Below are 13,821 nucleotides of genomic sequence, written 5' to 3' on the forward strand. Positions count from 1 at the left end.
AAAAAGCTGAAATGATTTCTCATTCCAGCTTTTTTAATCTGTTTTTTTTAAAGAGTTAAGATTATAAAGTATAGAATTCCTCCCATCCTTTTCTTGGTACCTCACCACCGAGTAATTGATTCGCAAGTGGATTGTTGGTTATTATTTGAGTTTCTCTATCAAATTTTAGAGTTGTATTTAATTGCTGAGCCAAAACGCCCAAACAGAATACTTGACTAAGTGGCCCTGTAATTTCAAATCTTGAGCGAGTTTCTTCCTCTCCTTTGCAACCTTTAAGGAAGTTTGCAAAGTGATCAGATGGGCTATCTGGTACTTCAGGAAGTTTGCTTGCCATTTCCTTAGCTTTTTCCTCACCAAGAATAGATAGTGTGCTGCCGTGAGATCCTCCTTTGAAAGTTAGATCCTTGCTATAAATAATTTTGCCGGGGTTTAATTTTGCAGGTTGAATTTGTCCTGTGCTGGCCGCAGGGATATTTGAGTCCAATTCAGATACACCATAGTCTGCAGGAACTGGTGGTACATTGTCCACACCATCGTACCAAGTCAAATCCAAAGCTGGCATATCACCTCTTTTAGGGAATTTGAAAGCTATGGTTGAAGACATAGGAAAGAAGAATGGGTTGTGTCCTTTTAGCATTACCGGATCAACTTCGTAGGGTAAGCCTAAGTCGAGGAACCTGTGAACAGTGTCCATCGTATGCGCTCCCCAGTCGCCCAACGCGCCCATTCCGAAATCATACCAGGATCTCCATTGTCCATTGATGAAGTCTTTATTATAATCGTGAGCACTTCTGGTTGTAAGCCAAGCATCCCAATTCATAGTGGATGGAATTGGTTCTGCTTTGGGGAAGCTTTGCATATTCACATCCCATCCATGCCATCTTCTTGGGCTATTCATGTGGGCAGTAACTGCAGTTACATCTTTGATGATGCCAGCTTCTTTCCAAGCTTTAAACTGGAAATAGTTTGCCTCTGAGTGTCCTTGATTACCCATTTGGGTTACTACATTATGTCTTTTGGCACTATCCATCATAAGGGAAACCTCATTGAAGGTACGACCCATTGGTTTTTCTGTATAGACATGCTTGCCTTCAGACATAGCGAGCATAGTAATTGGGAAGTGAGAAAAGTCAGGTGTTCCTACAGTAATCGCTTCAAAACCGTTTCCAAACTCGTCAAACATTTTTCTAAAGTCCTGAAAGCGCTTAGCTTTAGGAAACTTGTTCATGATAGCAGTAGTGTGTGGAGCACCCATGTCCACATCACAAAGTGCTACTATATTACAGAGGCCAGTCTTGTACAGGTCATTGATAATTTGAGCACCTCGGTTTCCGATCCCGCAGCAAGCAAGGTTTACTTTGTCACTTGGAGCGATATGTCCTGTGGCTTTACCTAAGGCAGTAGAAGGAATTATAGAAATCCCACTAAGCCCAAGTGCAGCTAGTGAGCCTGTTTTTAGAAAGTTTCTTCTATCTGTTTTCATAATTGTTCGGATTTTTGGGAGTACTAATTGTATTGGAGTGAGAAAGTAGGGAATTTTTACTGCTTGTCTTTCCGTTTTTCTGTGGAAAGACCAAAGAATTAACGGAATCGATACCGAAAGAGAATTTTGCTTACAGGACGAAAACCCTTAAAACTTTTACTATTTTCCCAATTCATTCTCTAAAAAACCATGAAGAATACATCCACAAAAAAATCAACGGCCTTGTTGATTTTGTTAGCAGTTTTTTCAATTTCCTGTGTTTCAGCACAAAATGGAAAAACCTTCCTTCAATTTGAAGGGAAAGAAGGGCCTGGAAAAGGGAAAAATGTCGTGCTGATAGCAGGAGATGACGAATACAGATCTGAAGAATCCATGCCGATGATGGCAAAAATTCTGTCCACACATTATGGTTTTAATACAACCGTACTTTTCCCTATCGAACCAGAAACTGGTGAAGTTGTGCCTAGCTTTCAGAATAATATCCCAGGGTTGAAGCATTTGAAGAAGGCTGATTTGGTCATTATGTTGATTCGTTTTCGTGATTTACCCATGGATCAAATGAAGTATTTGGAAGATTATTTCAAATCTGGAAGACCTTTGATCGCGCTGCGTACTTCTACACACCCTTTTTCTATAAAGGACAAAGAGTCTCCCTATGCTAAATGGACTTGGAGTAGTAAAGTGCCAGGTTGGGAAGGTGGCTTTGGTCAGCAGATTGTAGGGGAAACGTGGGTTGCTCATCACGGCAAACACAAGTTTGAAGGAACCAGAGTTTTGATAGACGGAGTGGATCGAGATTCAGATCACCCAATTTTGAGGGGTGTGGATGATATCTGGGCACCTACGGACGTTTACTCGATTAAGAATTTGCCAGCAACAGCCAATGTGCTTTTGTTTGGCCAGTCAACTGCTGGTATGACTGCTGATGCGCCATTAATGTGGGATAAATCCATTATGCCAATCGCTTGGACAAAAGACTATTCATTAGATGGAGGAAAAAAAGGAAAGGTAATGGGTAGTACGCTAGGTTCTTCGATTGATTTCGAAGTGGAAGATATGCGTCGCTTGATCGTGAACTCTACCTTTTGGCTACTCGATATGTCAGAGGTGATTACCGCAGAACTTCCTGTTGAAATCGTAGGGAGCTATGAGCCTACGATGTTTGGTTTTGATAGCTTCCGGAAGGGGATGAAAGTAGAAGATTTCAAGTAGCAGATAACAACTTCATTATTCTTCATTCAGTGTTCATCATTCGTCATTAAAATATCGAATATCAAATGATGAATGTTGGATAATGAATTTCTGAATGATATAAGTAATTAATTGAGTGAGAAATTCATGAACAAAATAGGATTTAATGTGCTGGCATGGTCGGCAGAGATGTCAGCCGAATTATTGCCCGTGCTAGACCGCCTGAAAAAGATCGGATACGATGGAGCAGAATTTTTCATTGGAGGTTCTCCAGAAGAATCGTTCAAACTGGTTGGCAAGCATTGTGCCGACATAGGACTGGAAGTGACTGCAGTAACTGTAATGGGAGCAGATCACAACCCGATTTCTCAAAATGCTAAAATCCGTGCAGCAGCTGGTGAGCAACTCAAATGGGTAATCGACCGTGCGGCTGATCTAAATGCTCAGGTGCTGTGTGGACCCTATCATTCTGGATTCACTGTGTTTGCATCGCGCGAGCCAAAAGAAGAAGAGTACAATTGGTCAGCAGAATATCTGCACGCAATGGGAGATTATGCTCAGCAAGCTGGAATTTTACTGACTCCAGAAGCTTTAAATAGATTTGAATGCTACCTCTGCAATACCATGGAGCAACTTTCTTACTTGCTGAAGAAAGTTAATCATTCGAATGTGCAAGCGATGTTTGACACCCATCATGCGAATATCGAAGAGAAAAGTCTATCTGAATCCATTAAATTTATTGCTCCTCAATTAGGACATTTTCATATCTCGGAAAATGACCGAGGCACGCCAGGTTCGGGCCATGTGAACTTTGACGAAACGTTCAAAGCACTAGCCGACATCCAATATAAAGGCTGGTTGACTATTGAGGGCTTTACCAGAAATGATCCGGCTTTCGCTAATTCCATTGGCGTGTGGAGGAATTTCTCAGAGCCATGGGATATGGCTGAAAATGGCTATGAGCTAATTCGAGGAATGGGAGAAAAATACGGTTTATAGAAAAATGAAATAGCCCAAGGCATAAACCCTGGGCTATTTTTTTTAATTAGCCATTTTGTGATCCATTTCTAATCCTATAGTAGTTCTAGGCTTAAAACCAGGCCATTCTTTAGCTTCTGGATTTGCATTTACATCTAAATAGGCTTTGTAGTCCTTCATGTCTTTGAGGTAAAAGCCTAGAAAAGCTGTCACAAAATGCTGATTTATATTGTTGATTCTACGCATATCCCAGACAGAATCCGCATATCTCAAGTACTCATCGATAGGTCTTCCTGATTCAAGCGCTTCTGCTGGCGGAGGGTTAGGAGCGGTGTTATGTCTAGCATCGATATAAGTGAGTAAATATCTTTCAGAGTTTACTGCACCTTCATAAATAGCTTTAGTGCCCGTCTCATAGCCAGAGATATCATCTTTGCTTCCGGCTACAAATAGGGAAGGTATTTTAATTCCAGCTAAACCTTCGGCGTTCCAAACTCCTCTTTGCATCCCCCACGGTGCAAAAGCTACTATAACCTTTATTCTAGGATCGATTGAAGCCTCGTATTCTGTATTACCCATACTTCGTTTTTTCAAGGCGGTACTTCCACCTGCCATTGAACCAAAAAGCTGTGCAGCCTGTGGACTGTAACCAGCTCCCGCAACGTTCACTGCGCCATAGCCACCCATAGAGTAACCAATTAGCGCTGTGTTGTCTGCATCAACCAAGTTATTTAAAAAAGAGTCTTTTTGCTCGCCTAGACGTGCCATTTCATTTAGCACAAAAAGATCATCAAGTGATCGATTTAGTAGAGTGCTCTGGAAGCCAGCAGCATCTTTGAAAGTTGCTTCTGTATGATCTATAGCTACAACGACGTAACCTTTGGAGGCAAGATTTTCTGTAAGATAAGTCATCAAATACCGTGAACCAGTGTATCCATGAGATACGATTACCAATGGAAAAGAGCCTTTAGAATAGGCAGGTTTAGCATCTCTAGTAGCTCTGCCTAGAAAAGTGAAAGGGACAAGCGGTCTGTTTGGAGATCCGTTTTGACCCATTACCTCATCATAAGAAATCAATTTGTCAGATCCGGCTTCTGCAGGATACCAAACTTCTACTTTAAGCGGTCTATTGTAAAGGGAGTCAATACCTTTTCCATAGTTAAGGATGTCAAGCTGATTTTTGTTGATCAAATCTAAGGTTTGAACTCCAACAGCATATACTCCTCTAGCAGCCAATTCAGGAGCATCTGGCAAAGGATCTCCATAGACAAAGGGTTTGGCTGGAGACTGTGCAAGGATATAGGTGAAAGAGGATAAAAAAAGAATAACTGTAAGAGCTGATTCTAGCAGGTGTTTTTTGATCATTTTGGATGGTAATTAAGATTGATAGTTCAAGATAGTAAATACATCTAGGCGAAGTTATTGTAACTCAATTTAGTCAGGATTTGTACCTAATAAAACGCGTTATTATTTGGAGTTATAGTTTAATAGATGGATGGTGCGAGTTTTAGTCTCAAGATTTTAATTCTTATGATCAAATTTCACGATTGTATAAATATTGTTTTGCGAGACATGAAGAATTGAATAGTGATACACTTTGCACTCAGCGGAACATTTAAACTTTGGTGGATCTAATTTCTTGAATTAGATTGTTTTCTTTTGCTTGCAAATAGTTACTTCCAATATCTCATAAATTCATGCGTAATATTATTTTAATCCTGTTAATTCTTAACGCTTTTGCATGCAAGTCTTCTTCTCAAGATGCTCCAGAAGAGTTTATCAAAGGAGTTTATGGTAATCCGGAAACCTTATTGAAAGCAGGCTATTCCTTCGATTCTCTTGGGATGAATGCTGTTTTTGTACGGAGCGGTTCGCTTAACCAAGAATTTTATAATAATTCCAAAAATCAAGGAGTACAAGTTTTTGTGGAGTTTGCAATGCTGAATGGAAAAGAATATTTGACCGAAAATCCCGATGCTTGGCCAACCGATGAAAAAGGGCAGAAATCACCACCTGCTGATTGGTTTATGGGAATTTGCCCTACTCATCCCGGATTTAAAGCCTTTCGTTCCGAGCAATTAAAAAATATTCTACGGGACTATGAGGTAGATGGAGTTTTTCTGGATTATGTGCATTGGCATGCTCAATTTGAAACTCCAGAGCCGATCTTACCAGAAACCTGTTTTTGTGATCGATGTACAGGAGCTTTCGAAAAAGCTCGAAGTATTCAGATTCCATTTGAAACAGTGTCAGAGCGAGCAGCGTGGATTTTGAAAAATGTTGATCCTGAGTGGAGAAAGTGGAGAGTGGGTGTACTGAATGGTTGGGTGGAGGATATGGGCGAGATTCTCAAATCACAACAGCCTGCTGCGAAATTAGGAGTGTTTCACTGTGCATGGTATCCGACCGACTATGATTCTGCCTTATACAAAACCATGGGTTTGGATCTGATTGCTTTGGCTGAACGCGTAGATGTTCTAAGCCCCATGCTTTTCCATCATATGAAAGGAAGGCCTACGAGCTGGGTAGGAGAGTATGTGTCTTGGCTTGGTCAGACGCTCGGAGTAGGGGAAAGTGGCAAATTGAAAATTTGGCCTATAGTTCAATCTCATAATAATCCTGGAAGTGTTAGCGCTGAGGAATTTCGTAAGGTAATGATTGAAGGATCAAAGTTTCCTTCCTCAGGAATAATGATGTTCTCAGATCAGTCTTTACTCGAAGACCCCGATAAAATTCTCGTAATGAAAGATCTTTACACTGGAGAATTACCATAATAAAAGGTGTTTTAACTTGGGTGATTTGAAAAGTCTTCTTAGACAAGTAGCAAAGGAGCTTACCTCTAAGATTGACTTATTTATTTTCCGTTTTATTCCCCTTCCACATACTTCCTCCAATTATGCTGCTCTTTAAAACCTAGAACTTCACGGATTTTTCGATTCGAAAATAATGCTTCATGCTCTTCCAATTCGCGCGTGATTGGCACGCCAGGGAAAAATTGTTCTGCCAGTTCTTTGCTTGGGATAATCGCGCCGTTGTGATCGTTTCCAGCATTAAAAACCTGATAACCAAGCCCGTCTTTTTGCAGACATAAATCCACGATTTGTCCCAAGTCACGTGCATCAATATAACAGAAGGCATTTCTGCGCCGCACTTCAGGGTTTTTGAAATAGTATGGAAAAAGTTCGGCGTACTCATGCGGTTCAATCACATTTCCAATGCGTAGCGCGTAGATATCACCACCCGATCGTCGCTGGAAGCTACGTGCTGTATTCTCGTTGACCACCTTTGATAATCCGTAGCTATCCATAGGATCCACATCATAGTTTTCCTCTAAAGGCAAAGACTGAGGATCAGTTTTGCCATCAGAAAAGCAAATGCCATAAGTAGTCTCAGAGGAAGCAATAATAATCTTCTTAATTCCAAGCTTAACAGCTGCTTCAATCACATTGTAAGTACCTATGGTGTTGACGCGAAAAGTTTCATTATCAGGATTGATTAATATCCTGGGCACAGCAGCAAAATGTACTACTGCATCAAATGCTGGCACGCCATGGCCTGCTTCCAACTCATCTAAGCCAGCATAGGAACTCATGGCATTGAACATCTGTCCAGAATCTGTAATATCTGCGATTAGATTATCTACACCGGGATGATCCAGCGGTTTTAGATCCACATTCATCACACGATGTCCTTGATCGAGTAAGTAGGATACTACATGCTTTCCTGCTTTTCCTGTTCCGCCGGTAAATAGGATTCGTCTTTTAGTCATGTTTTTCATCTTCCTGCAATATAAAGTAGTTCTTGTTTTTCCCCATCGATAATGGAGTCACAGGCTGTATTTTTTCTAGTTAATTATTTTGAAAAAGGCTGAATTCAGATTTCTGGAGAACTAGTCTTTTTCATTTATCTGTATTTTTGCTTTTCTTCCAGTATGGTGACAAATGCATCATAATATTTGGTGAATTTGAATATTGAGCCCACATCGGTCACCCATCTTCATGCCTGTAAACCAAAGAAAATAAGGCTACTGTCATCATTGCTGATAATCTTACATATTAATCTTCATTCCATGATCACACTTACCCGCACTGATTCCTCCAATCCTGATTTTATTGCTTTGGTAACGCTACTCGATGCTTATTTGGCTGAAAAAGATGGGAGAGACCATGACTATTACAATCAATTCAATACAATAGATAAGCTAAAACATGTCGTGGTTTGCTATGAGAGTGGGATTCCTATTGCATGCGGCGCGATCAAACAATTTGATGCTGACTCTATGGAGGTAAAGCGAATGTTTACCAAGCCAGAGGCTAGAGGAAAAGGTTTGGCTTCACAAGTTTTGGCGGAGCTGGAAAAATGGGCCGCAGAATTAGGTTATAAAAGTTGCGTTTTGGAAACAGGAAAACGACAGGTTGAAGCTGTAGCGCTATATAAAAAGCAAGATTATTCCTTAATTCCAAACTACGGGCAATACAGGGGGATGGATAATAGTATTTGCTTTAAGAAGGTTCTTTAACCTCTGGATAAGTGTAGGTTCACAAAGAAAACACCGCTATTTAATGCCAGCTTATTTTTACCTAACACTTTTAACTTTTTACAAAAGATTAGATCATTCTCAATCACTGGAGGTTAAGACTGGATAGCCACTTCAGACTCCTGAATTCCAGCAAAATGTTAATTCAGAATTTTAATCCCAACAGCTTCTACCCCAGGTAATTGATCTTGCCGCATATATTGCAAGAGCGTCACACTTTTGGTGTTCTGATCAAATAAGAATGGGAGTGTGTCATATCGGGTGTAGGAATTTCCAAATCCTTCTCCAAGCGGTTCGCCGGATTTAGGGTCGAAAAGTATCATATTCACCAGTTTATTTTCCAAAATCATCCCTGCAGAATCTTTGCTGATTACTCTCAGATAGCAATTTGAAAAGCTGTATTCCTCGTTGAATTTCACCGCTACTAAGTTGGGAGAATTAGCCAGTTTCACATCCTGTAAATCGAAAATAAGGCTATCATGAGCCCCCCAACTTTGATTTGGAAGGCTGTGAAAATCCTCGTAGATGCGCCCATCTGTACAGGCGCTTACTACGAGGATTGATAGTGCTAAAAGGCATTGTTGTACCTTATTCATTTCCAGGATTATTAGGATTTGGCCCTTGATTTTTTCTTGGAGGAAATCTCTTCTTCCCTTCTTGTTTTGGCTTAGGATCCCCAGAATTTACATTTCCTGTATTACCTTCGTTCCCTTTTGGCTTTTGAACATTCTGCCTTTTGGGAGGAGCATTCTCTGCTTTAGGTTGCTGAGGAGACTGTGGTTTTGTAGCCGAGGCCTGTCCAGCATTTGCGTCTGGTTTTCTAAGCTTATTTCTATTTTTATTGTTTCTGCGCTTTTTCGGCGGATCTCCAGCCGCTCTTTGGTTCTGAGGAGCATTTGGTGGAGTGTCAGACTGATTTTGTCTAGGAGTCGGCTTATTAGCAGCTTGTTGAGGTCTATTTTCGCCCGTATTTTTGTTTTGAGGACGTGGCTTTTTCTTACGTTTAGGAGCAGCAGTCGCAAACTTCTTATCCAAAAGTTCCAATTCTCTCGTGGACTTGGCCGCTAAATCTTCTATGTCGGAAGATTCATTATAGGTAAGAGTGAAAACTTTCTTACCGGTCTCATTAATTGCGAGAATCTCCTTCACTCGGTCACAGGTGATGCTATGCCAATCGTTGTCGTTATTATAACTGAACCACATGAGTCTCCGGAAAATATCCGTTTTCTGAAGTTTGGCTGGGCCAGACTCAGTTTGCAATGGTCGTTCCACGGCTGGGATATCTTTGATCGCATCCATGTAGGTGTCCAACTCGTAGTTTAGACAGCATTTTAACCTGCCGCATTGCCCACTAAGTTTTCCAGGATTTAGAGAAAGATTCTGATATCTAGCCGCTGAGGTACTTACATTTTTGAAGTCCACCAGCCAAGTAGAGCAGCATAGCTCTCTACCGCAAACTCCTATTCCACCAATTCTTCCAGCTTCTTGACGAAGACTTATTTGGCGCATCTCTACACGGATCCGGAATTCTCCCGCTAGGGCCTTGATCAATTCACGGAAATCTACTCGATCATCTGCTGAGTAGTAAAACGTGGCTTTGGAGTTATCTGCCTGATATTCAATGTCAGACATTTTCATTTTAAGGCCATATTCTTCTACGATCTGACGGCATCTGTAAAGCGTAGGAATTTCTCTGTTCTGCGCTTCTCCCCATTTTTCCATGTCTTTTTGATTGGCGACACGGTATATTCTCAGGATCTCATCGTCATCCCTGATTTTTCTTTTTTGCATTTGAAGACGAACGAGTTCGCCTTGAAGTGATACATAACCGATGTGGTGCCCACTTGGAACGTCCACTACAACAGGATCACCCGTATTTAAGGCAAGAAAGTCCACATTTCTGTAGTATTCTTTTCTGCCTCCTTTGAATTTGATTTCGACTATATCAAAGTTGTCTACTTCAGGAATTCCCATATGAGAAAGCCAGTCAAAGACATTCATTTTATTACAATCACTCGTGCCGCAAGTGCCGTTACTTTGGCAGCCTCCAGTACCTCCTGAGGAGGTTGAGCATGTGCTACATCCAGACATAATATATAGACAGGGGATTGGCCCTGATTAGTTTTGGGTTTAATTACATTAAATTCAGAATATCCATTCCGATATCCTTACGGTAGTAAGCCAGATCCCAGTTGATCTCTTTCACCACGGTATATGCATTGCTTAGCGCTTCTTGCATTGACTCTCCTGTTCCGGTAACGGCAATTACTCTTCCACCTTGGTTAACTAATTCACCCTTATCATTTCTTCCTGTTCCAGAGTGGAAAATCTCTGCACCAGTGATGGTTTCAGGAAGTGAAATTATTTTCCCTTTTTCATACGAACCAGGATATCCACCGCTCACCATTACTACTGTAGTGGCGAAATTTGGGGAGATTTCTAGTTCATAGGAATCCAGTGTTCCCGTACCAATGCTAGTTAGCAAGGATAAGAAATCACTTTCAATTCGAGGAAGAACTACTTCTGTTTCTGGATCGCCCATTCGTACATTGTATTCAATCACTTGCGGCTCACCATCTTTATTCATCAGCCCGATGAATAAGAAGCCTTTGTAAGGAATGTTTTCCTTAGCTAGTCCTTCAACAGTGGGCTTCACGACCAATTCTTCCACTTTAGCCATAAAAGCTTCGTCGGCAAAAACCACGGGGCTTACTGCTCCCATTCCTCCAGTATTCAGTCCTGTATCGCCTTCGCCTATGCGTTTGTAGTCTTTTGCCTCCGGCAAAATCTTGTAGTTTTTTCCATCGGTAGCCACAAAAACAGATAACTCTATTCCCTCAAGAAATTCTTCAATCACAACCTTTGAGGAGGCTTCTCCAAATTTCTGGTCCAAAAGCATCTCCTTCAATGAAGTTTTTGCTTCCTCCAGCGTCAAACAAATAAGCACACCTTTGCCTGCTGCAAGACCATCTGCTTTCAGTACGATAGGGAGGCTTTGTTTGTCCAAATAGGCCAGGCCAGCATCCAATTGATCAACGGTGAAGGTTTCGTAAGCCGCTGTAGGGACATTATTTCGTTGCATAAAGCGCTTCGAAAAATCCTTACTGCCTTCGAGAGTGGCGCCAAGTTGAGATGGGCCGACCACTGGAATATCTGCTGTCTCAGGTTGAGTCTGAAGGTAATCAACTATGCCTTTGACTAATGGTTCTTCAGGGCCTACTATTACTAGACCTATGTTCTTTTCTATGATAAAATCTCTGATAGCAACAAAATCAGTGATACTAATGTTGACGTTCAAAGCTATGGTTTCTGTGCCGGCGTTGCCTGGAGCTACATATAGTTGGGTACAATTGGTGCTTTGTACGATCTTCCAAGCGAAAGCATGTTCTCTGCCTCCACTCCCTAATAAGAGTATATTCATTGACTCAATTCAAGTTAATTTGCATGCTCAGAGATGAATTTTATCCGATAGACTCGCAATTCATCTTCTGCAAAGTCTTCATCCTCAAGCTCATCTAAAGCTGCTTTGATTTGATCACTTGTAGCATTCATGAAGTAATCGTGGAGCATGTCCTCCCGATCTTCATCCATGATGGCTTCTATGTAGTAATCTATATTTAGTTTAGTTCCGCTATAAATGATCTGTTCTATTTCGTGGAGTAGATCACTTATACTCATGTTGAGGTTTTCAGCTACCTCATCCAAGCCTACCTTGCGGTCGATCTGCTGGATTATTGAAATTTTCACTTTTGATCTCGTGCCAGAAGATTTAACTACTACATCTGATGCGGTCTCGATCTCATTCTCTTCAACGTAATTCGCAATCAATTTCAGGAATGGAGCCCCGAATTTAACGACTTTTCCCATACCTACGCCTATGATTTGCGCTAGCTCTTCTCGGGTGGTAGGATATACAGTCGCCATTTCTTCCAGCGAAGGATCTTGAAAGATCACATAGGGTGGAAGGTTTTTTGAGCGTGCTACTTTTTTTCGCTCTGCTTTTAGAAGTTCGAAAAGCCTCTCATCATAAGCAATGCCCTGACTGAGGATTATTTCTGCCTGTCCTGACTGCACTTCTTTGGCGAAATCGTGATCATGATGTAGATCAAGTTTAAAAGGGAATTCAAGATAATCTTTGCCTTTTGGAGTGAGTTTAAGCACTCCATAACTTTCGATATCCTTATCTAGCATGTTTAGAATCATCACCTGACGTATCACGCCTATCCATGTTTTTTCGGATTGTTCTTTACCCTTTCCAAAAACAGGTAGTTTATCATGCCCATAGCTCAAAACATAATCTGTTTTTTCACCTACAAGCACTTTTACAAGGTGATCAAGTCCAAAGCGTTCGTTGGTTTGTTGTGCTGCTTCCAGCACCATGCTCACTAGCTTCATTCCTTCGAATGTCTCACGTTCACGCTTGCAATTATCGCAAAAGCCACAATCATCATTCATTGTTTCCCCGAAATAATTCAGGATAAATTTCCTTCTGCACACCCCTGTTTCGGAATATGCGGCCATTTCCTGTAAGAGAATTCTAGCATTTTCTCGTTCAGTGACAGGTTTGTCTTTGTTGAATTTATCAAGTTTGACGATGTCCTCATAGCGATAAAACAAGAGGCAATGGCCCTCCAAGCCGTCACGACCTGCTCGGCCAGTTTCCTGATAGTATCCTTCTAGGGATTTTGGCACATCGTAATGGATCACATAGCGTACATCCGGCTTGTCGATTCCCATCCCAAATGCAATAGTCGCTACGATCACATCTAGTTCTTCATTCAGGAAATCGTCTTGGGTCTTAATTCTAACGGAGGAATCCAGTCCAGCATGATATGGAGCTGCATTGACTTGGTTTACTACCAGGAGTTGAGCGATTTCCTCTACCTTTTTACGGCTGAGGCAATAGATGATTCCGGATTTTCCTTTATGACCTTTGATGAATTTGATCAAATCTTTCTTCGAATCATTCTTCACTTTGGGGCGAATCTCATAGAAAAGATTGGTCCTATTAAAAGAAGACTTGAATAAATCCGCTTCTTCCATCTGAAGATTACGCTGTATGTCTTGCTGCACTTTTGGAGTTGCAGTGGCGGTGAGCGCGATAATAGGTAAATCAGGAGCAATCTGCGCTATTATAGATTTGATCCTCCGATATTCTGGGCGGAAATCGTGTCCCCACTCTGAAATACAATGCGCTTCATCTATAGCGACAAAGGAAAGCTTTGCAGATTTCAGGAAAGCTACATTTTCTTCTTTAGTCAATGATTCTGGCGCAACATAAAGAAGTTTAGTTTTCTGCTTTAACACTTCATTTTTTACGCGTATTGCTTCCGATTTATTCAGAGTAGAGTTAAGGAAGTGAGCGTTGATTCCCAATGCCTGCAATTGATCCACCTGATTTTTCATCAAAGCAATCAAAGGTGAGATTACTATAGCAGTACCTTCTTGAATTACAGCAGGTAATTGATAGCATAGGGATTTGCCAGCGCCCGTAGGCATTATGACAAAAGTATTTCGTTTATTAAGCAAGTTGTCGACGATCAATTCCTGATTTCCACGAAACTGACTGAATCCAAAGATTTTTTTAAGATCTGCTTTTACATTTTCTTCCACTTGTTAGGGGGCTAAAAGG

Annotated in this window: 11 protein-coding genes; 4 read left to right on the forward strand and 7 right to left on the reverse strand. The window is 41.1% G+C overall.

The genetic code is table 11. From position 1 onward, the window contains the following. Positions 1–61 precede the first annotated feature (61 nt). A complete protein-coding gene (locus BVH02_RS06440) occupies positions 62–1,483 on the reverse strand; it encodes a Gfo/Idh/MocA family oxidoreductase (protein WP_086500348.1) in 1,422 nt (473 codons plus the stop codon). Between the two features lie 189 nt (positions 1,484–1,672). On the opposite strand from BVH02_RS06440, the gene BVH02_RS06445 reads away from it, so the two are divergent. Both BVH02_RS06445 and BVH02_RS06450 read left to right on the forward strand, forming a co-directional pair. After that, positions 1,673–2,695, forward strand: coding sequence for a ThuA domain-containing protein (locus BVH02_RS06445; RefSeq protein WP_086500350.1), 1,023 nt, complete (start codon positions 1,673–1,675; stop codon positions 2,693–2,695). Positions 2,696–2,821: 126 nt separating this feature from the next. Beyond that, positions 2,822–3,673, forward strand: a complete 852-nt coding sequence (locus BVH02_RS06450; RefSeq protein ID WP_086500354.1) for a sugar phosphate isomerase/epimerase family protein — start codon at positions 2,822–2,824, stop codon at positions 3,671–3,673. Between the two features lie 42 nt (positions 3,674–3,715). On the opposite strand, the gene BVH02_RS06455 is transcribed toward BVH02_RS06450, so the two are convergent. Beyond that, the gene (locus tag BVH02_RS06455) at positions 3,716–5,017 is read right to left on the reverse strand and encodes an alpha/beta hydrolase family protein (protein ID WP_086500356.1); all 1,302 of its coding nucleotides are present in this window, start codon (positions 5,015–5,017) and stop codon (positions 3,716–3,718) included. Between the two features lie 332 nt (positions 5,018–5,349). On the opposite strand from BVH02_RS06455, the gene BVH02_RS06460 reads away from it, so the two are divergent. Next, positions 5,350–6,426 (forward strand): hypothetical protein, encoded by a 1,077-nt coding sequence (locus tag BVH02_RS06460; protein ID WP_086500359.1) that lies wholly within the window; start codon positions 5,350–5,352, stop codon positions 6,424–6,426. Between the two features lie 92 nt (positions 6,427–6,518). On the opposite strand, the gene BVH02_RS06465 is transcribed toward BVH02_RS06460, so the two are convergent. After that, positions 6,519–7,421 carry an NAD-dependent epimerase/dehydratase family protein gene (locus BVH02_RS06465; RefSeq protein ID WP_086500674.1) on the reverse strand — a complete coding sequence of 301 codons (903 nt, stop codon included), beginning with the start codon at positions 7,419–7,421 and terminating at the stop codon, positions 6,519–6,521. A gap of 300 nt (positions 7,422–7,721) precedes the next feature. Here BVH02_RS06465 and BVH02_RS06470 point away from each other — a divergent pair, with 300 nt between their 5' ends. Next, positions 7,722–8,171 carry a GNAT family N-acetyltransferase gene (locus BVH02_RS06470; protein WP_086500361.1) on the forward strand — a complete coding sequence of 150 codons (450 nt, stop codon included), beginning with the start codon at positions 7,722–7,724 and terminating at the stop codon, positions 8,169–8,171. 158 nt (positions 8,172–8,329) lie between these two features. On the opposite strand, the gene BVH02_RS06475 is transcribed toward BVH02_RS06470, so the two are convergent. From BVH02_RS06475 to recQ, 4 genes are all read right to left on the reverse strand, one after another. After that, complete coding sequence (locus tag BVH02_RS06475) at positions 8,330–8,785, reverse strand: gliding motility lipoprotein GldH (RefSeq protein WP_086500367.1); 456 nt, start codon at positions 8,783–8,785, stop codon at positions 8,330–8,332. Continuing rightward, positions 8,778–10,190, reverse strand: a complete 1,413-nt coding sequence (ricT, locus tag BVH02_RS06480; protein ID WP_086500369.1) for a regulatory iron-sulfur-containing complex subunit RicT — start codon at positions 10,188–10,190, stop codon at positions 8,778–8,780. Before ricT ends, BVH02_RS06475 begins: the two co-directional genes overlap by 8 nt. 133 nt (positions 10,191–10,323) lie before the next feature. Further along, positions 10,324–11,610, reverse strand: coding sequence for a phosphoribosylamine--glycine ligase (gene purD / locus BVH02_RS06485; protein WP_086500372.1), 1,287 nt, complete (start codon positions 11,608–11,610; stop codon positions 10,324–10,326). A 14-nt stretch (positions 11,611–11,624) separates the two neighbouring features. Next, entirely contained in the window at positions 11,625–13,802 is a 2,178-nt protein-coding gene (recQ, locus tag BVH02_RS06490) for a DNA helicase RecQ (protein WP_086500375.1), read from the reverse strand. Positions 13,803–13,821: the final 19 nt, after the last annotated feature.

The organism is Algoriphagus ratkowskyi (genome assembly GCF_002150505.1).
GTDB classification, from domain to species: Bacteria; Bacteroidota; Bacteroidia; order Cytophagales; family Cyclobacteriaceae; genus Algoriphagus; species Algoriphagus ratkowskyi.